Origin of the sequence: Actinokineospora bangkokensis (assembly GCF_001940455.1) — a bacterium.
Taxonomy (GTDB): domain Bacteria; phylum Actinomycetota; class Actinomycetes; order Mycobacteriales; family Pseudonocardiaceae; genus Actinokineospora; species Actinokineospora bangkokensis.
This window is the reverse complement of record NZ_MKQR01000028.1, coordinates 446348-464966: the sequence shown is the minus strand read 5'-3', so window position 1 is coordinate 464966 and position 18619 is coordinate 446348. Positions and strand designations below refer to the sequence as shown.

General features: G+C 74.2%; 15 protein-coding genes, 1 tRNA gene and 1 riboswitch. Of the genes, 9 read left to right on the top strand and 7 right to left on the bottom strand.

Translation table 11 applies throughout. The features are described from left to right. Window positions 1-25 precede the first annotated feature (25 nt). Window positions 26-1222, top strand: coding sequence for a PQQ-dependent sugar dehydrogenase (locus BJP25_RS29170; RefSeq protein WP_233158326.1), 1197 nt, complete (start codon window positions 26-28; stop codon window positions 1220-1222). A 193-nt stretch (window positions 1223-1415) separates the two neighbouring features. Here the strand turns inward: BJP25_RS29170 and BJP25_RS29165 are convergent, their stop codons facing one another. Beyond that, window positions 1416-2018, bottom strand: coding sequence for a TetR/AcrR family transcriptional regulator (locus tag BJP25_RS29165; protein ID WP_075978526.1), 603 nt, complete (start codon window positions 2016-2018; stop codon window positions 1416-1418). A gap of 56 nt (window positions 2019-2074) precedes the next feature. Then, entirely contained in the window at window positions 2075-3025 is a 951-nt protein-coding gene (locus tag BJP25_RS29160) for an acyl-CoA desaturase (RefSeq protein ID WP_075978194.1), read from the bottom strand. 315 nt (window positions 3026-3340) lie between these two features. Here BJP25_RS29160 and BJP25_RS29155 point away from each other — a divergent pair. From BJP25_RS29155 to BJP25_RS36395, 8 genes are all read left to right on the top strand, one after another. Further along, a tRNA-Gln gene (locus BJP25_RS29155) sits at window positions 3341-3411 on the top strand. 102 nt (window positions 3412-3513) lie between these two features. Next, a complete protein-coding gene (locus tag BJP25_RS29150) occupies window positions 3514-5253 on the top strand; it encodes a GGDEF domain-containing protein (RefSeq protein WP_075978193.1) in 1740 nt (579 codons plus the stop codon). A gap of 174 nt (window positions 5254-5427) precedes the next feature. Beyond that, window positions 5428-6885, top strand: a complete 1458-nt coding sequence (gene glmU / locus BJP25_RS29145; RefSeq protein ID WP_075978525.1) for a bifunctional UDP-N-acetylglucosamine diphosphorylase/glucosamine-1-phosphate N-acetyltransferase GlmU — start codon at window positions 5428-5430, stop codon at window positions 6883-6885. Beyond that, window positions 6882-7865 carry a ribose-phosphate diphosphokinase gene (locus BJP25_RS29140; protein ID WP_075978192.1) on the top strand — a complete coding sequence of 328 codons (984 nt, stop codon included), beginning with the start codon at window positions 6882-6884 and terminating at the stop codon, window positions 7863-7865. The genes glmU and BJP25_RS29140 overlap by 4 nt, the downstream gene beginning before the upstream one ends. Before the next feature lie 300 nt (window positions 7866-8165). After that, entirely contained in the window at window positions 8166-8789 is a 624-nt protein-coding gene (locus BJP25_RS29135; protein ID WP_075978191.1) for a 50S ribosomal protein L25/general stress protein Ctc, read from the top strand. 103 nt (window positions 8790-8892) lie between these two features. Beyond that, a complete protein-coding gene (gene pth / locus BJP25_RS29130) occupies window positions 8893-9474 on the top strand; it encodes an aminoacyl-tRNA hydrolase (RefSeq protein WP_075978190.1) in 582 nt (193 codons plus the stop codon). Between the two features lie 21 nt (window positions 9475-9495). Then, window positions 9496-10803 (top strand): DivIVA domain-containing protein, encoded by a 1308-nt coding sequence (locus BJP25_RS29125; RefSeq protein ID WP_269844588.1) that lies wholly within the window; start codon window positions 9496-9498, stop codon window positions 10801-10803. A 5-nt stretch (window positions 10804-10808) separates the two neighbouring features. Further along, window positions 10809-11330 carry a DivIVA domain-containing protein gene (locus BJP25_RS36395; protein ID WP_269844587.1) on the top strand — a complete coding sequence of 174 codons (522 nt, stop codon included), beginning with the start codon at window positions 10809-10811 and terminating at the stop codon, window positions 11328-11330. A 22-nt stretch (window positions 11331-11352) separates the two neighbouring features. On the opposite strand, the gene BJP25_RS29115 is transcribed toward BJP25_RS36395, so the two are convergent. The 5 genes from BJP25_RS29115 to rsmA all read right to left on the bottom strand — a co-directional run bounded on the left by BJP25_RS29115 (window position 11353) and on the right by rsmA (window position 18224). Next, on the bottom strand, window positions 11353-13014 hold the full coding sequence (locus BJP25_RS29115) for a fatty acyl-AMP ligase (RefSeq protein WP_075978188.1): 1662 nt from the start codon (window positions 13012-13014) through the stop codon (window positions 11353-11355). A 65-nt stretch (window positions 13015-13079) separates the two neighbouring features. Continuing rightward, complete coding sequence (locus tag BJP25_RS29110) at window positions 13080-14858, bottom strand: ABC-F family ATP-binding cassette domain-containing protein (RefSeq protein ID WP_075978187.1); 1779 nt, start codon at window positions 14856-14858, stop codon at window positions 13080-13082. Window positions 14859-14913: 55 nt separating this feature from the next. After that, window positions 14914-15876: a 4-(cytidine 5'-diphospho)-2-C-methyl-D-erythritol kinase gene (locus tag BJP25_RS29105; RefSeq protein ID WP_075978186.1), complete on the bottom strand. Its 963-nt coding sequence runs from the start codon at window positions 15874-15876 to the stop codon at window positions 14914-14916. Between the two features lie 110 nt (window positions 15877-15986). After that, complete coding sequence (locus tag BJP25_RS29100) at window positions 15987-17000, bottom strand: methionine ABC transporter ATP-binding protein (protein ID WP_075978185.1); 1014 nt, start codon at window positions 16998-17000, stop codon at window positions 15987-15989. A 228-nt stretch (window positions 17001-17228) separates the two neighbouring features. After that, window positions 17229-17319, bottom strand: a riboswitch (SAM riboswitch). Window positions 17320-17384: 65 nt separating this feature from the next. Further along, window positions 17385-18224: a 16S rRNA (adenine(1518)-N(6)/adenine(1519)-N(6))-dimethyltransferase RsmA gene (gene rsmA, locus BJP25_RS29095; RefSeq protein ID WP_075978523.1), complete on the bottom strand. Its 840-nt coding sequence runs from the start codon at window positions 18222-18224 to the stop codon at window positions 17385-17387. Between the last annotated feature and the right edge of the window lie 395 nt (window positions 18225-18619).

Genomic DNA, 18619 nt, shown 5'->3' with positions numbered 1-18619 from the left:
CCCGCCAAAGCGGCATTCTGGACACATGCCCAGAACCCGGATGCTCGCCATCACCGCGGCGGCCGTGCTGGCCACCTCCGCCTGCTCCGACTCCGGGTCCGTCGGCCAGGTTCCCGCCGGGTTCTCCGCGCCCCCGAGCACCCCCACCTCGGTGGCCGCCCCCGCGCTGTCGGTGCAGACCGTGGCGGGCGGGCTGGAGCACGGCTGGGACATCGGCTTCCTGCCCGACGGCAAGGTGCTCGTCCCCCAGCGCAACGGCCAGTTCGCCCTCATCTCCGGCACGACCCCCGGGTCGACCGTGACGACCCTGCGCGCGGACACCTCCGACATCCAGGTGCGCGGCGAGGGCGGCCTGCTGGGCATGGTGGTGCACCCCGACTTCGCCACCTCCCGCCAGTTCACCACCTGCCAGACCCACACAGAGGGCGGCAACCCCGTCGACATCCGCCTGGTCACCTGGCGCCTGTCCGACGACTCCACCTCCGCCGCGAAGGTCAAGGACCTGCTCACCGGCCTGCCCCTCAACGCCTCCGGCAGGCACTCCGGCTGCCGCCCCACCCTCGCCCCCGACGGCGCCCTGCTCGTCGGCACCGGCGACACCGCGGTCGCCGCCGTCCCCCAGGACCGCGCCAACCTCGGCGGCAAGGTCCTGCGCGTCGACCTCAACACCGGCGCCGCCCTCCCCGACAACCCCACCCCCGGCTCCCCGGTCCTGACCTACGGCCACCGCAACGTCCAGGGCGTCGCCACCCGCCCCGGCACCGACCAGGTCTTCACCGCCGAACACGGCCCCGACAAGAACGACGAGGTCAACCTCCTCAAGCCCGGCGCCAACTACGGCTGGGACCCCTCCCAGGGCGGCACCGTCCAGCAGTACGACGAGGACGTCCCCATGACCGACCTCACCCGCTTCCCCGACGCCGTCCCCGCCACGTGGGAATCCGGCGACACCACAGAAGCCATCTGCGCCGCGACCTTCCTCGACGGCCCCCAGTGGGGCCCCCTCGACGGCACCCTGGTCATCACCGCCCTCAAGGGCGCCAAGCTCCTCCTCCTCACCCTCGACCAGCAGGGCGCCGTCACCTCCGTCGCCATCCCCCCGGAGTTCACCGACACCCACGGCCGCCTCCGAGCCGCCCGAACCGCCCCCGACGGTGCCCTCTACGTCACCACGTCCAACGGCACCGACGACAAGCTCCTCCGCATCACCCCCACCACCTGATCCCCAACAACTCACTTCACCCATCCCCCAGCCAGCCCAAGCACGGCACTGCTCACTGCACCTTCTTCGCCCACGGAGCAACCACCTACGCAGCAGGAAGCCCGGCTAAGCCCCTGCTCGATGCGGTGGTCCTGTTTGGCCGGGGAAGCCGAAGGCGAGGCGAGCCAACACCAACCCAGCAAGCACCCACACCTCACCGCTTGCTGCGCAGCACCGGCTTCCCCTCCAAGTGCGACAACCCGTTCCACGCCAGGTTCACCAGGTGCGCCGCCACGTCGTGCTTCTTCGGCTTGCGCGCGTCCAGCCACCACTGCCCGGTCAGCGCCACCATCCCCACGAGCGACTGGCTGTAGAGCGCCGCCAGCTTCGAGTCGTACCCGCGCTTGGAGAACTGCACGCCCAGGATGTGCTCCACCTGGGAGGCGATGTCGTTGAGCAGGCTGGAGAAGGTGCCGGTGGCGGTGGCCACGGGCGAGTCCCGCACCAGGATGCGGAACCCGTCCGTGGAGCCCTCGATGTAGTCCAGCAGCGAGCAGGCGGCCCGCTCCAGCAGCAGCCGGGGGTGGGCGTCGTCGTCGGAGAGGGCCTCGGTGATGCCGGTGAGCAGGGCGTGCATCTCGCGGTCGACGACAACGGCGTAGATGCCCTCCTTGCCGCCGAAGTGCTCGTAGACCACGGGCTTGCTCACGCCGGCGCGGTGGGCGATCTCCTCCACGGAGGCGCTGTCGAAGCCCTTCTCCGCGAACAGGGCGCGGGCGACGTCCAGGAGTTGCTGGCGGCGCTCCTTGCCCGTCATGCGCACGCGCGGCTCCTGGGTGCGTCGGCCTCCGCTCACCTGGTCACCCTAGTTGCTCACCGGGCGGCGAGCTTCTCCAGGCGCTGCGGGGTGGGCCAGCGGACGTCGGTGGCCCAGCCGAGCTTCTCGAACACCCAGATCAGCCGGGCGGAGGTGTCGATCTGCCCGCGCTTGACACCGTGCCGGGCGCAGGTGGGGTCGGCGTGGTGCAGGTTGTGCCAGGACTCGCCGAAGCTGAGGATGGCCAGCGGCCAGAAGTTGGCGGCCCTGTCCCGGCTGGTGAACGGCCGGTCGCCGACCATGTGGCAGATCGAGTTGGTCGACCAGGTGACGTGGTGCAGGATGCCGATGCGCACCGGGCCCGCCCAGAAGAACGCGGTGACCGCGCCCCACCACGACCAGGTCAGCAGGCCGCCGAGCACCGCGGGCAGCAGCAGGGTCAGCGTGGTGAACAGCCAGAACAGCTTGTTGACCCGGACGATGTCGCGGTCGGCGAGCAGGTCGGGGGCGAAGCGCTGCTTGTTGGTCAGCTCGTGCTCGAAGATCCAGCCCATGTGCGCGTGCCAGAAGCCCTTGGCCAGCCCGGCGGGCGAGGTGCCGTGCAGCCACGGCGAGTGCGGGTCGCCCTCGCGGTCGGAGAAGGCGTGGTGGCGGCGGTGGTCGGCGACCCAGATGATCGGCGGGCCCTGCACGGCCATCGACCCCATCGCGGCCAGCGCGATCTTCAGCGGGCGCTTGGCGCGGAACGAGCCGTGGGTGAACAGCCGGTGGTAGCCGACGGTGATGCCGAGGCCGGAGAGGTAGAAGAAGAACACCGCGAGCGCCACGTCGACCCAGCCCAGGCCCCAGCCCCACAGCAGCGGCACGGCCGCGACCAGCGCGACGACGGGGGCGAGGATGAAGATGTAGACCCCGATGATGGTCTTGCGGTCGCGGGTGCCCTCGAGGATCGGCTTGGGGCCCCGGGAGGTCCCCCCGCCGCGCTCGGCGTCGAGCGTGCTCGTCATGCTCTGTCCCTCTTTCCGGAACCCGGTGGTAAGGCCAGGCTCACTTACGGCGCCGTAACTTACGACAGCGTAAGGAACGGCCGCGCCGACACGCCAGGGCTCCCCCGGGTGTTTGGGCCACCCGCGCGGGGAGCGGGACGCTGGGCACCCGCCCGCCTGCGCAGCGTGATCACCACCGGCCCGCGGTGACCGGACTAACACCCGATCGGACGCGAGCGGCGGCCAACCGGCGGGTACTGGTGCTGCGGGGGGCGCGGTCGTGACACCATGTCGGCACCGGTCGACGGCCCCCTCCCGGGGACGGTCGACGGCCGTTCCGCCGTGGTGTAATGGCAGCACCTTGGATTTTGGTTCCAATGGTTCAGGTTCGAATCCTGGCGGCGGAGCTCCCGGCAGGCGACCAGCGGGCGCGCAGGCCACACCCGCGAAGACGACACCGCGAAGACGACACCCGCGAAGCACCGGCCCGAAGGGGTGCACCGACGCACGTGGACGACGAGCAGCGTGACGAGGCCGAACTGCCCGCGTTGGACGAGCGCTCCGACGCCTGGCTGGTCGGGCGCGCCCGCGAGCTGCTCGCCATCATCCAGACCGTGCCGCTGGCCGAGCGCCCGCGCTGCACCGCCGAGGTCGACCGGCTGCTGGCCGAGGCCCAGTCGCGCGGCGAGCCCAGGATGGTCGCCCAGCTGCTGCGCTCGGCGGTGGCCGTGCGGGTGGTCAACAACGAGCTGGCCGACAGCGCCGAGCCGCTGCTGGACGAGATGCTGGCGCACACCCGCAGGCACGGGCTGGTCGTGCTGCAGGCCGACGCGCACGCGCTGCGCGGGCGGCGGCTGCTGCTCGCGGGCGCCGAGGACGCCGCGCTCACCGAGGCCGCGGTGGCGCTGGCCATGCTCGACGAGGACATCACCCCGGACGTGATGCTCGGCGGCCGCACCTGGGACATGATCATGGCGTCGACGCTGCTGGACATCGGCACGGTGCTCACCCAGCTCGGCGTCTACGAGGTCGCCGACCAGGTGATGACGCGGGCGCACAAGTGCATCCGGGCCTCGGCGGGCCCGCACCTGATCTCGGTGCACCTGATCAACCGGGCCCGGCTGCTGGTCGGCTGGGGCCTGCGGCTGGAGCGCATCGGGGAGGACGAGCGCGCCGCCGAGCGGTTCGCCACCGCCGCGGCCATCGCGATCGCGGTGGAGGCGCCGTTCCGCGAGTCGCTGTTCCCGCGCGACCCGCGCTCCACGGCCGCCGACCAGAACCCGATCATCGCCGCCGCGCTGGCGCTGGCGCAGCCCTCGCAGGCGCACGAGGCCAGGCTGCGCGGGCTGCTGCGCGCCTCCCGCTACCCGCGCGAGCTGGTGATCACCTCGATCGCGCTGGCCCGCTGCCTGGAGCACGAGGGCCGCGAGGCCGAGGCGGTCGAGGTGCTCGGCGCCGCGCGCGCGGAGATGTACGACGAGGCCGCCGAGCCGACCCTGCGGCTGTGCCTGATCCGCGAGTTCGCCCGGCTCTCGGGCCCCGACGGCGGCGAGCGCACCACCTCGGCGCTGGAGCACTACGCCACCGAGCTGGAGGCGCAGCTGTGGGACATGCGCGAGTCGCGCATCGCCACGCTGAACACCCGCCGCGAGCACGAGCGGCTGTCGCGGATGCACTCCTCGATCGCCCGCCAGGCCCTGCAGGACCCGCTGACCGGGCTGCCCAACCGGCGCGCGCTCGACGAGCGGCTGGAGGCGCTGGCGTCCTCGCCTGCCAACCACCCGCTCGCCATCGCGCTGGTCGACCTCGACGGCTTCAAGGGCGTCAACGACCGCATGTCGCACGCCGAGGGCGACGACGTCCTGCGCGTGGTCGCGGCCACCCTGCGCGACGCGCTGCGCGGCAGCGACATGGTGGCCCGCTACGGCGGCGACGAGTTCATCGTGCTGCTGCCCGGGGCGCCGCTGCCCGCCGCCGAGGCCGCCCTGCGCCGCGCGCTGGTCGCGGTGTCGGGCCTGCCGCAGGACCTCTCGCACGGGGTGACGCTGTCCATCGGCGCGGTGTCGCTGCGCCCGCAGGAGAGCGCGGTGCGGGCGCTGGCCCGCGCGGACGCGGCCATGTACCAGGCGAAGCGGGCGGGCGGCAACGACATCGTGGCGATCTCCGCGGCCGAGGCCGCGCCGGTCGCGGGCGCGGTCGGGGCGGGGCAGGCGGGCGACCGGGCGTGGGTGCTCCCGGAGACCACGTAGGATCGGGTCCCGGCCGCGACCCCGCAGCAGCGGACCCCCTGGGGTCCGGGTCGGTTCGGACCCCGCGGCCGGCTGTCCGCTGTTGACGACGACGAGCCAGGGAGCGCCGTGCCGCAGAACGTGCCGCCCACCGACCAGCCGGACGCCGCACCCCGCGCCGGGGGTGCCGGGCAGGTGAGCGCGGTCGTGCTGGCCGCGGGCGAGGGCACCAGGATGCGCTCGGCCACCCCGAAGGTGCTGCACCCGGTGGCGGGCAGGCCGCTGGTCGAGCACGCCGTGCGCGCCGCGGCGGGCCTCAAGCCCGAGCACCTGGTGGTGGTCCTGGGCCACGGCCGCGAGGCCGTGGGCGCGCACCTGGAGGCGCTGTCGGCCACCCTCGGGCTGACCATCACCACCGCGGTGCAGGAGCGGCAGAACGGCACCGGCGACGCGGTCGCCTGCGGCCTGGCCCCGCTGCCCGACGGGCTCACCGGCACCGTCGTGGTCACCTACGGCGACGTGCCGCTGCTGGACACCACCACCCTCACCGCGCTGCTCGACGAGCACACCGAGCGCGGCAACGCCGTGACGGTGCTCACCGCGGTGCTGCCCGACCCGGCCGGCTACGGCCGGATCGTGCGCGGCGCGGGCGGGGCGGTCACCGCGATCGTCGAGCACAAGGACGCCACCGAGGCGCAGCGGCAGATCACCGAGGTCAACTCCGGGGTGTACGCCTTCGACGCCGCCGTGCTGGCCGACGGGCTGTCGCGGCTGTCGACCGACAACGCCCAGGGCGAGCTGTACCTGACCGACGTGCTGGGCACCGCCGCCGCCGACGGCCGCCGGGTGGGCGCGCTGGTGTGCTCCGACGCCTGGCTCACCGAGGGCGTCAACGACCGGGTGCAGCTGGCCAGGATCGGCGCCGAGCTCAACCGTCGCACCGTGGAGCGCTGGATGCGCTCGGGGGTCACCGTCGTGGACCCGGCGACCACCTGGATCGACCTGGACGTCGAGCTGGCCAGGGACGTCGTGGTCGAACCGGGGGTGCAGCTGCGCGGGCGCACGGTCGTCGGCGAGGGCGCCGTGCTCGGGCCGGACACCACGCTCACCGACGTCACCGTGGGGGCGCGGGCCAGCGTGGTGCGCGCGCACGGGTCGGGCGCCGAGGTGGGCGCCGGGGCCACCGTCGGCCCGTTCGCCTACCTGCGCCCGGGCACCCGGCTGGGGGCCGGGGGCAAGATCGGCACGTTCGTGGAGACCAAGAACGCCGACATCGGCGCGGGCTCCAAGGTCCCGCACCTGTCCTACGTGGGCGACGCGACCATCGGCGAGCACAGCAACATCGGCGCCGCCAGCGTGTTCGTCAACTACGACGGGGTCGACAAGCACCGCAGCGTCGTGGGCTCGCACGTGCGCACCGGCTCGGACAACATGTTCGTCGCGCCGGTGACCGTGGGCGACGGCGCGTACAGCGGTGCGGGCACGGTCATCCGCGCGGACGTGCCCCCCGGCGCGCTGGCGGTCTCCGGGGGCCCGCAGCGCAACATCGACGACTGGGTCCTGCGCCGCAGGCCGGGCACCGCATCCGCGGAGGCGGCCCGGGCGGCGCTGGCCCAGCAGGCAGCCGACCCCGAGCACGAGGAACGCGCATGAGCACGAAGACCGGCGGGATCCCCACGAAGAGCCTGATGCTGTTCTCCGGGCGGGCACACCCGGAGCTGGCCGAGGAGGTGGCCAAGCACCTCGACGTCGAGATCACCCCGCAGGCCGCCTACGACTTCGCCAACGGGGAGACCTTCGTCCGGTTCGAGGAGTCGGTGCGCGGGTCGGACGCGTTCGTCATCCAGAGCCACACCGCCCCCATCAACCAGTGGGTGATGGAGCAGCTGATCATGGTGGACGCGCTCAAGCGGGCGTCCGCGAAGCGGATCACCGTGATCATGCCGTTCTACCCGTACGCGCGGCAGGACAAGAAGCACAAGGGCCGCGAGCCGATCTCGGCGCGGCTGATCGCGGACCTGTTCAAGACCGCGGGGGCCGACCGGATCATCTCCGTCGACCTGCACACCGCGCAGATCATGGGCTTCTTCGACGGCCCGGTGGACCACCTGTTCGCCCAGACGCTGCTGTCGAGCTACATCAAGGAGCACTACCCCACCGACAACATCACGGTGGTGTCCCCGGACGCGGGCCGCACGAAGCTGGCCGAGAAGTGGGCCAACGACCTCGGCGGCGTCCCGATCGCGTTCATCCACAAGACCCGCGACCCGCTGCGCCCGAACGAGGTGGTCGCCAACCGGGTGGTCGGCGAGGTCAGCGGCAGGCTGTGCGTGGTCATCGACGACATGGTCGACACCGGCGGCACCATCGCCAAGGCCATCACCCAGCTGCTCGACGAGGGCGCGGCGGACGTGGTCATGGCCGCCACCCACGGCGTGCTCTCCGGCCCGGCCAAGGACCGGCTGTCGGCGTGCGGGGCCAAGGAGGTCGTGTTCACCAACACCCTGCCCATCCCGGAGGACAAGCGCTTCCCCGGCATGACCGTGCTGTCCATCGCGCCGCTGCTCGCCAGGGCCATCAAGGAGGTCTTCGAGGACGGCTCGGTCACCAGCCTGTTCGACGGCGACTCCTGACCCGGTCCCCGGGTCGCACCCGCGTCCCCGGCCCGTCCCGACCTGGGGCGGGCCGGTCGCGTCCCCGGGGCCGGGGCCGGTGGTGGACCCCCCGTTGGACCGCCGGGGAACGACCGCCTAGACTGCTTGAGTTGCCTCGGCGAGGCGGGCATCGCGCCTGGCGTGATCGACGTGGCGGTTCTCGGGACCGTGCTTCCGCGGTCCCCGGGCCTCCGCGTGCCCCTTGCCGCAGGCCAACCGCCGCCGACTTGCCACGAGTCGCGCCCCGCCGCCGTTGATTGACCGCAAGGAGTTTTCGTCGTGTCCGAGGTAAAGCTGGCCGCCGAGCAGCGCACCGAGTTCGGCAAGGGCGCGGCCCGCCGCACCCGCCGTGCGGGCAAGATCCCCGCTGTGCTGTACGGACACGGCTCCGACCCGCAGCACCTGGCCCTGCCCGCCCTGGAGTTCGCCCGCGTCGTGCGCGAGCACGGCCAGAACGCGGTGCTGACCCTGAACATCGCGGGCAGCGCGGAGCTGGCGCTGACCAAGACGGTCACCACCCACCCGCTGAAGAACTACATCGAGCACGTCGACCTGCTGCTGGTCAAGCGCGGCGAGAAGGTCACCGTCGACGTGCCGGTGGTGCTCACCGGCGACGCCGAGCCGGGCACCCTGGTCACCCAGGACCTCTCGGCCGTCCAGGTCGAGGTCGACGCGCTGAACATCCCCGACCAGGTCGAGGTCTCGGTGGAGGGCGTCGAGATCGGCACCCAGATCACCGCCGCCGAGCTGTCGCTGCCCTCCGGCGCCACCCTGGTGACCGACCCCGAGGCCCTGGTCGTCGCGGTCAACCCGGCCCCGACCGCCGAGCAGCTGGAGTCCGAGCTCGACATCGAGGGCGCGGGTGTCGTCGAGGACGCCCCGGAGACCCCCGCCGAGGACTGACCCAACACCGCCCCCACGGGCGACCTGCCAGAATCGCCGATGCCCCGGTCCGCGCACGTTGCGGACCGGGGCATCGGGCCATGTCGCCAGGGGAGGAGGACCCGTGGCCGAGGACGACCTGCCGCGGCTGGTGGTGGGCCTGGGCAACCCGGGCCCGCGCTACGCGGGCAACCGGCACAACATCGGCTTCCTGGTCGCCGACGAGCTCGCCGCCCGGGTCGGCGGGAAGTTCAAGGCGCACAAGTCCGGCGCCGAGGTGCTGGAGGGCAGGCTCGCCGGGCAGCGGGTCGTGCTGGTCAAGCCGCGCTCGTTCATGAACACCTCCGGCGGCCCGGTAGCGGGCGCCGTGCGGTTCTTCAAGGTGCCGCTGGACCACCTCGCCGTCGTCCACGACGAGCTCGACCTGCCGTTCGGCGCGATCAGGCTCAAACTGGGCGGTGGTGAGAACGGGCACAACGGCCTGCGGTCGATCACGAAGTCGCTGGGCAGCCGCGAGTACCACCGGGTCCGCTTCGGCATCGGGCGGCCCCCGGGGCGCCAGGACCCGGCGGACTTCGTGCTGCGCGACTTCGGCCCGGTCGAGCGCAAGGACCTCGCCTTCGAGGTCGACCGGTGCGCCGACGCGGTGGCGGCGCTGGTCGGGCAGGGCCTGCTCGCCGCGCAGAACAGTTTCCACGCGACCTGAGTCGCGGCTACCGTCTGAGGAGTGCAGCCGAACATGCCGCTGACCCCGGAGGCCATCCGGTCGGCCACCTTCGACAAGGCGCCCTTCGGCAGGCGCGGCTACCACGAGGACCAGGTCGACGCCTTCCTGGACCGGGTGGAGGCCGCCCTCGACGGCGGTGCGCCGATCACCGCCGCCGAGGTCATGCAGGTCGAGTTCGACGCCGCCCCGCTGGTGCGCCGCGGCTACCACGAGGGCCAGGTCGACGAGTTCCTCGACCTCATCGTCGAGCACCTGGAGCAGGTCGAGCGCGACGCCGAGGACGCGGGCGACTTCGACGACGACGACGGCTTCGCCGAGGACGGCTCCGGCGCCGGGCAGGCCCCCGCCGAGCGCCCCCGGCAGGTCGGGCAGGTCAGCAGCCCCCGGGTGCAGCTGCCGCCCACCCCGCCGGGCAAGACGGCGCTGGAGCTGCCCCCGGGCATGGACGCCGACCCCACCCCGCCCCCGCGCCGCCGGGTGATCGCCGCCGAGGCCGAGCAGGCCGCGGCACCCGCCCACCAGCCCGCTCACCAGCCCACCCAGCAGCGCCCGCAGCAGCCCCCTGCCGCGCCGCAGACCCCGCCGCCCGCGCCCGCCCGGCAGCAGCCGCAGGCCCAGCCCGCCGCCGCGTCGGCGGGCGAGTTCGAGCCGTTCGTGCTGCTCGACGACCTGCCGGAGAACCAGCGCCCCGCCCGCGCGGCCGCGCCGCCCCCGGTCCAGCAGCGCCCGCCCGCGCGCCCCGCGGTGCCGGTGGCCGACCGGCGCGGGGTCTTCCTGCCCCCGGGCACCAACGGCAGCGCCCAGCGACCGCCGCAGGTCCAGCGCCCGGCCGCGCCGCCGCACCAGGCCGTGCGCCACTCGCACCAGGCCGAGCCGGAGGTGCCCGCGGGCCGGGAGTGGTTCGGCGACCAGCACGCCCAGGTCGTCCAGCAACCGCCGGTCCAGCAGCAGCCGGTGCAGCACACCCCGGCCCCGCCCCGGCAGGCACCGCAGCAGGCGCTGCCCGCGGTCCAGCAGCCCCAGCGCAGGCACGCGGCCCCCGAGCAGCTGCCGGTCGACTCCGACGTGCCGTTCCTGCCGCTGCCCCCCGCGCCTGCGGGCGTGCGCGGCTACCGCACCGGCGACGTCGAGCGGCTCGCGGCCATCCTCACCAGGGCGGCCACCGCCCTCGACGACGTCCCCACCGCCGACGAGCTGGAGGCGGCCCGCCCCGGCCTGACCTTCTTCGTCGGCCAGGGCTACCACCAGGAGGCCGTCGACGCCCTCATCGACGCCTGGGTGGGCGAGCTGCGCAGGCGGGAGCACTGACCGCGATGACCCCGGAGGAGGTCCGCGCGGCCCGCTTCGACAAACCCGCCGTCGGCCGCCGGGGCTACGACGAGGACCAGGTGGACCGCTTCCTCGCCGTGGTCGCGGAGGCGCTGGCGGGCCGGGCCGCGCTCACCGCCGAGGAGGTCGACGAGGTCAGCTTCGCCAAGCCCCCGATCGGCAGGCGCGGCTACCGCGAGTCCCAGGTGGACGAGTTCCTCGACCGGGTCCGCGCCCACGTCGCGGCCAACCCGCCCGCGCAGCGGGGCGGGCTCACCGACCACGACGTGCGCACGGCCCGGTTCCGCCCCACCCCGTTCGGCAAGCGCGGGTACGACGCCACCGAGGTGGACGCGTTCCTGCTCAAGGCGGAGGAGGCGCTGCGCGGCGGTCTGGCGCTGACGGCCCAGGACGTGCGCGACGCCCGCTTCGGGCCCTCGCCCCGGCTCGGGCCCGGCTACCGCGAGGGCGACGTGGACGCCTTCCTCGACGCCCTCGCCGCGGAGCTGTCCCGCCGGGAGGGCTGACCCGGCGGGCGCCCACCCGGGGTCAGCCCTGGGACTCGGCCGCGATCGAGCCCGCCAGCTGCTGCCCGGCGGCGGCCCGGCGCAGCTTGCCCGAGGGCGTCTTGGGCAGGGTCCCCGGCGGGAGCACCAGCACGGCGGTGGGCCGGGCGTTCACCGACTCGAAGACCCGGGCGCCGACGTCCTTCTTGATGCGCCGCTCCTGCTCGGCCTCGCCCGCGTGCTTGGACTCCACCACGACGGCGAAGCGCTCGCGGCGGCTGCCCGCGTCGATGCGCACCGCCACCGCGTTGCCCGCCCGCACGCCCGCCACGGTGTTCGCGGCGCGCTCGATGTCGGTGGGGTAGATGTTGCGGCCCGCGAGGATGATGACGTCCTTCTGGCGGCCGCAGATGACCAGCTCGCCGTCGACGGTGTAGCCGATGTCGCCGGTGGCGAGCCAGCCGTCGGCGTCCTGGGTGGCCACGGGGCCCTCGACCGTCAGGTACCCGGGGGTGACGGCCTCGCCGCGCAGCTGGATCTCCCCGACCTCGCGCTCACCCCGCACCTGCCCCTCGGGGGAGACGATGCGCGCCTCGATGCCGCGCAGCGGCTTGCCCAGCAGGGCGAAGGAGCGCCCCTGCTCGGCCGGGACGGCGCGCTGGCCCGACTCCAGCTCCTCGGCGTCGACGGTGTCCAGGCGCAGCCCGGACAGCAGCGGCGCGAAGGACACCGCGAGGGTCGTCTCGGCCATGCCGTAGGCGGGGAACACGCACTCCGGGCGCAGGCCGAAGCGGGCGCCCTCGGCGGTGAACGAGGCCACGGCCTTCTCGTCGATCGGCTCGGCGCCGTTGAGCGCCAACCGCAGCGTGGACAGGTCGTACCGGTCGTCGTCGTCCACACCGGACAGCCTGCGGCCGAGCAGGGCGTAGGCGAAGTTCGGCGCGGCGGTGATCGTGCCGCGGTGGCGGGTGATGAGGTCGGCCCAGATCAGCGGGCCGGTCAGGAACTCGACGGGGGTGACCTTCACCAGCTCCAGGCCCACGGTCATCGGCACGGTCAGGAAGCCCACCATCCCCATGTCGTGGAACAGCGGCAGCCACGACACCATGATGTCGTCGTCGACGTCGAGCTCGGACGCCTCGACCATGGCGGTCATGTTGGCGAACAGGTTGCGGTGCAGGATCCGCACCGCCTTGGGGTCCGCGGTGGACCCGCTGGTGAGCTGGAGCAGCGCTGGCTGGTCCTCTTCGGACTCCACGACCTCGGCCAGCGGCTCGCCCGCCTCCAGCTCGCCGAGCAGCAGGTAGCCGATGCCGCGCTCGCGCAGCACCGGTGCCAGCTGGTCGAAGGGGGCGCCGAGCAGGACCAGCTTCGACTCGATCATGTCCAGCACGCGCACGGTGTCCTCGGCCCACTCGCCCAGGTCGGTGCGCGGGGTGGGCTGGTGCAGCATGGTGACGCTGCCGCCCGCGAGCCACACGCCCTGCACGGCCGGGGCGATCATCACCGGCTCGCCCGCGAGCACGGCCACCGCGGTGCCCCGGCCGACCCCGCCGCGCACCAGCGACCCCGCCATCCGCAGCGCCCGCTGGTGGACCTCACCCCAGGTGGACCGGACGGGGGCGTGCGGCTCCCCCGTGGTGATCCCGCGCTCGGCACCCCGGGTGCGGGCGGTCTCCAGCAGCAAGTCGACGAACCGGCTCATGCCCCCACCCTAGGACGCGGGTCACACCGCCGTGGGACGAACCACCCGGCACCGCGCGGTGCCGGTCAGCCAGCGGCGTCGGCGACCTCCAGCCAGCGCGCCTCCAGCTCGTCCTTCTCGCCGACGACCCCGCGCAGCTGCGCGTCCAGCTCCAGCAGCCGCCCGCTGTCGGTGGCCGCGGCGGCCAGCGCGGTGTGCAGCTCGGCCTCCTTCTTCTCCAGGGTGGCGATCTGCCGCTCCAGGCGCGCCAGCTCCTTCTGCGCGGCCCGGCGCTCGGCGGCGCCCACCTTGGGCTCCTCCTGCGCCCGCGGCGCGGGCGCGGCGGGCGCGCGCGGGCCCGCCACCGCCGCCGCCCGCCGGGTCAGGTACTCCTCGATGCCGCCGACGAGCTGGGTCACCTTGCCGTCGCCGAACAGGGCCACCACGGTGTCGCACACCCGCTCCACCAGGTACCGGTCGTGCGAGACCACGACCATCGTCCCCGGCCACGAGTCGAGCAGGTCCTCCAGCTGCTGGAGGGTGTCGATGTCCAGGTCGTTGGTCGGCTCGTCGAGCAGCAGCACGTTCGGCTCGGCCATGAGCAGCCTGGCCAGCTGCAACCGGCGCCGCTCCCCGCCGGACAGGTCGCCCACCGGGGTCCACTGCCGGTTGGCCGGGAACCCGAACCGCTCGGCCAGCTGCGAGGCCGACAGGTCCTGCTTGCCCAGCTGCACCCGGCCCGCGACCTCCTCGACCGCCTCCAGCACGCGCAGCGCGGGCGGCAGCTCGACGAGCTCCTGGCTCAGGTGCGCGAGCCGCACGGTCTGGCCCTGCACGCGCTTGCCGCTCGACGGCTCGGTCTCGCCCGCCAGCAGCCGCAGCACGGTGGTCTTGCCGGAGCCGTTCACCCCGACGACGCCGACCCGGTCGCCCGGCCCGATCCGCCAGGTCTCGTGGTCGAGGATGGGCTTGGTGCCCGCGGCGATGGAGGCGTCCTCCAGCTCGATGACGGTGCGGCCGAGCCTGCGCTTGGCGAAGGCCAGCAGCTCCACCGAGTCCCGCGGCGGCGGCACGTCGGAGATCAGCGCCTCGGCGGCGTCGATGCGGTAGCGCGGCTTGGAGGTGCGGGCGGGCGCGCCGCGGCGCAGCCAGGCCAGCTCCTTGCGGGCGAGGTTGCGCCGCTTCTCCTCCAGGGTGTCGGCGAGCCGGGCGCGCTCGGCGCGGGCGTAGACCCAGTCGGCGTAGCCGCCCTCGTACTGCTCGACGCGGCCGCCCACGACCTCCCAGGTGCGCGTGCACACCGTGTCGAGGAACCACCGGTCGTGGGTGACGACGACGAGCGCGCTGCCCCGGGAGACCAGGTGGTCGGCCAGCCAGCGCACGCCCTCGACGTCGAGGTGGTTGGTGGGCTCGTCGAGCACCACCAGGTCCAGCTCGCGCACCAGCGCGGCGGCCAGCGCGACCCGGCGCCGCTCGCCGCCGGACATGGTGTCGACGGTGCTGTCCAGGCCGAGGTCGAGCACGCCGAGGCCGGTGAGGATCGACCGGGCCCGCGGGTCGGCGGCCCACTGGTGCTCCTCGGTGATGCCCAGCGGGGCCAGCACGGCGTCGCGCACGGTGGACCCGGCGGGCAGCTCGGTGCGCTGGGTGACCACGGCCATCCGCAGGTCGCGCCCGCGCGAGACCCGGCCGGAGTCGGCCTCCTCGACGCCGGCCAGCACCTCCAGCAGGGTGGTCTTGCCGCCGCCGTTGAGGCCGACGACGCCGATGCGGTCGCCCGCGTTGACCCCGAGCGAGACGCCGTCGAGCAGCGGCTTGACGCCGTAGCTCTTGTCGACGTTCTCCAGGTTGACCAGGTTGACCATGGCAGTTCTCTCCGCGCCCTCGTCGGTGTCGGCGTGCTCGGGTGGTGCGGTGCGCTCAGGCGTGCGCCTCGGGCGGCACCGGGCGCGGCGCGTCCTCGGTGACCACCCGCGCCCCCGGCACCGGCCCGTGCGCCACCCGCACCGTCCGGCACACGCCCGCGCCGGAGAGCTCGGCGGCCACCCGCAGCGCGGCGTCGCCGTCCTCGCACAGGAACGCGCAGGTCGGCCCGGAGCCGGAGACGACGCCCGCGAGCGCGCCCGCGCTCACCCCGGCGCGAAGCGTGCGGCGCAGGCCCGGCCGCAGCGACACCGACGCGGCCTGCAGGTCGTTGCCCAGCAGCGGGGCGAGCTTGCGCGGGTCGCCGGAGGCCAGCGCCTCGATGACCGGCTCGACGGGCCCGACGCGCGGCGGGTCGCCGTCGGCGCGCAGCCGGTCGAGCTCGCCGTAGACGTCCGGGGTGGCCAGCCCGCGCCGGTCGAGGGCCAGCACCCAGTGGAAGGTGTGCCTGCTCAGCACCGGCACCAGAAGTTCGCCGCGGCCGGTGCCCAGCGCGGTGCCGCCGTGCAGCAGGAACGGCACGTCGCTGCCGATGCGCCCGGCCAGGGTGGCCAGTTCGTCGCGGCCGACCTCCAGCCGCCACAGCGCCGCCAGGGCGACCAGGGTGGCCGCGGCGTCGGCGCTGCCGCCCGCCATCCCGCCCGCGACCGGGATGCCCTTGCGGATCACCACCCGGACCTTGGGCTCCTCCGGGTCGCGCCCGACGTGGCGGGACAGCTCCTGCACGGCCCGCCAGGCCAGGTTGCTGGGGCCGGTGGGCACCGAGTCGGCGCCCTCGCCGTGCACCTCGACGCCGGGTTCGTCGGCCACCGCCACGGTGACCTCGTCGGTCAGCGACAGCGCCTGGAAGACGGTGCCCAGCTCGTGGTACCCGTCCTCGCGCAGGTCACCGACACCCAGGTGCACGTTGACCTTGGCGGGGACTCGGACGCTCACCGGCGGGGGCACGACTGCTAGCACCCTCCCAGCCTACGGGCGCGCCCGCGGGCGGCCGCCGCAGAGGTGACCGGGGCCGGGACGCAGCACCGCCCGCCCCCGGGGCCGGGGACGGGCGGTGCTGTCGTGCGGGGTCAGGCGCAGGCGACGAGCTGGCGGGGGGCGGCGTCGTGCGCGGCGACCTTGCCGCCGCGCTCGGCGATCCAGCCCAGCGCCGAGTCGGCCTGCGCGCCGGAGAGACCGAGCAGGAACCGGGCCACCGGGGTCTCCCCGATGCGGGTCATGCCGCCGCCGACGACGGAGATGGCGGTGCCGAAGCGGGAGGTGGCCTCCGGCAGCAGCGCGCCCACCGCAGCGAAGCCGACGAGCACGACCTCGGCGAGCCGCTCGTGCCGGGCGCGCAGCGCCTTGGGGGCGTCGACCTCGGGCAGCAGGGCCTGGGCCACGGCGCTGGTCGGGTCCTGGATGAGCGAGAGCAGGTGCCCGGACTCGGTGACCTGGCCGTCGGTGAGCAGGGCGACGTCGTCGGCCACGCGGCGCACCACGCCTGCGTCCGGGGTGGCCAGCAGCACGGTGGCGCCCAGCTCGGCGCGCGCCCGGTCCAGGACGGTGAGCACGCCCGCGGCGCCGTCGGTGTCCAGGCCCGCGGTGGGGTCGTCGGCGAGCAGCAGGCCGGGCTCACCGACGAGCGCGCGGGCCACCTCGACGCGGGCGAGCTGGCCGGGGCTCAGGGCCTCGGGGTAGTGCGCGGCCTTGTCGGTCATGCCGATCAGGTCGAGCAGCCGCCCGACCTTCTCCCGGCGCTGCGGGCCGTCCACGCCCGCCTGCTCCAGCGGCAGGGCGATGTTGCCCGCCGCGGTGCGCTGGGCGAGCAGGTCGCCGTGGCGGACGACGCCGATGCGCCTGCGGGCGGCGCGCAGCCTGCGCGGGTCCAGCCCGGAGGTGTTGTACCCGTCCACGCGGATGACGCCGGAGTCCGGCCGCTCCTGCAGGGCCAGCAGCCGGGCGAGGGTGGACTTGCCGGACCCGGTGGGGCCGACGACCCCGGTGATGGTCCCGGTGGGCACGTCCAGGGTGACGTCGCGCAGCGCGACGACGGGACCGCTGTCCCCCTGGAAGGTCTTGCTCAGGTTCTCGACGGTGATCACAGTGCTGCTCCCAGCGCGGCGCGTGGACAGCCCGCGCTCGGCGGCGCGCGCCCGGGGACCGGGCGCGCGGGAGCAGGCGGGCTGTGCGGGGTTTTCGGGGGTGCGGAGACGACGATCTACTGGTCTGCTGTGCTGATCAGGCAGAGTCGCGCGTGCTGCGACACCCGGTCGCCGTGCGCCGGCACTGGTCGATGACCCGCCGTGAGGTGAGGACTCGCATCCTGTTCTCCTCCATCGCTCCTGGCGGTAGCACCTGCCCCCCACGGGGTGGTTGCTGCGGCGTCTTCGAGCCAGGTCTCTCAGCCGCTCGGGATGGATGTGCCCACCGAGTAGACCCGAACACCGCGCCGCGCGCAAGCTCCTCCCGGGTCCCGTTGGCGGACATCACACCCCTGGAGCAACCCCCGCCGAGGCAATCCGCGCGAACGCGTCCACATCCAGCTGCTCGCCCCGCAACCCCGGGTCCACCCCGGCCGCCACCAGCACCGCCTCCGCCCGCGCCGCCGACCCCGCCCACCCCGCCAACGCCGCCCGCAACGTCTTGCGCCGCTGCGCGAACGCCGCGTCCACCACCGCGAACACCGCCGCCCGGTCCCCCTCCGGGCTCGGCCGCCGCACCATGTGCACCAACGCGGAGTCCACGTTCGGCACCGGCCAGAACACCGTCCGCGGCACCGTCGCCACCCGCTTCGCCCCGGCGTACCACGCCACCTTCACGCTCGGCACCCCGTACACCCGCGACCCGGGCCCCGCCGCCATCCGGTCCGCCACCTCGGCCTGCACCATCACCAACACCGTCCGCAGGCTCGGCAGCTCCGCCAACAGGTGCAGCACCACCGGCACGGCCACGTTGTACGGCAGGTTCGCCACCAACGCCGTCGGCTCCCCCAACTCCGCCCGCCCCACCCGCATCGCATCCCGCTCCAGCACCCGCAACCGCCCCACCAACCCCGGCGCCTGCTCCCCCACCGTGACCCCCAACCGCCCCGCCAACACCGGGTCGATCTCCACCGCCGTCACCCGCTCCACAGCGGGCAACAACGCCAACGTCAACGACCCCAACCCCGGCCCCACCTCAAGCACGTGGTCATCCGCCCGAAGCCCAGCGGCCCCCACGATCCGCAGCACGATGTTGGGGTCGTGCACGAAGTTCTGCCCCAACTTCTTCGTGGGCCGCACCCCCAACTCCCCCGCCAACCGCCGCACATCAGCAGGCCCCAGCAGCCCAACCCCACCCACATCCACCCCCGAAGCCTACGACCCCCACCCCGCCCCCACAGCCGAGCCCCTCCCCCCGCACCCCATGCCCCGCGGCAAAGCCCATCCCCCAAAGCCACCGTTCGGCCAGCCCCCACCCCACAACCCCCATGCCCCGCGGCAAAGCCAATCCCTAAAGCCATCGTTCGGCCACCCCACCCCCACCCCGCAAACCATGGCGCCCAGCCCCACCAACCCCCCGGCACACCCCACACCGCTCAGCTGAGCAAGAAGTCACGGCGTTGCCTACACCCCGGCCTGACCCAGTCCCGGCCGCACGTAGCTCGGTGGAGGCGGTGTCCAGGGTGGGCGAAGCCCATCGCGAAGCGACGCCGAAGGCGCCCTTGACTCCGCCTCCACCG

Coding starts and splice junctions, on each gene's coding strand:
- BJP25_RS29110 (WP_075978187.1), bottom strand. CDS start 14,858: ATGGTCAACCTGGTCAACCTGGAGAACGTCGACAAGAGCTACGGCGTC.
- BJP25_RS29115 (WP_075978188.1), bottom strand. CDS start 13,014: ATGAGCCGGTTCGTCGACTTGCTGCTGGAGACCGCCCGCACCCGGGGT.
- BJP25_RS29160 (WP_075978194.1), bottom strand. CDS start 3,025: ATGACGAGCACGCTCGACGCCGAGCGCGGCGGGGGGACCTCCCGGGGC.
- BJP25_RS29165 (WP_075978526.1), bottom strand. CDS start 2,018: ATGACGGGCAAGGAGCGCCGCCAGCAACTCCTGGACGTCGCCCGCGCC.
- BJP25_RS36395 (WP_269844587.1), top strand. CDS start 10,809: ATGACCCCGGAGGAGGTCCGCGCGGCCCGCTTCGACAAACCCGCCGTC.
- BJP25_RS29170 (WP_233158326.1), top strand. CDS start 26: ATGCCCAGAACCCGGATGCTCGCCATCACCGCGGCGGCCGTGCTGGCC.
- BJP25_RS29140 (WP_075978192.1), top strand. CDS start 6,882: ATGAGCACGAAGACCGGCGGGATCCCCACGAAGAGCCTGATGCTGTTC.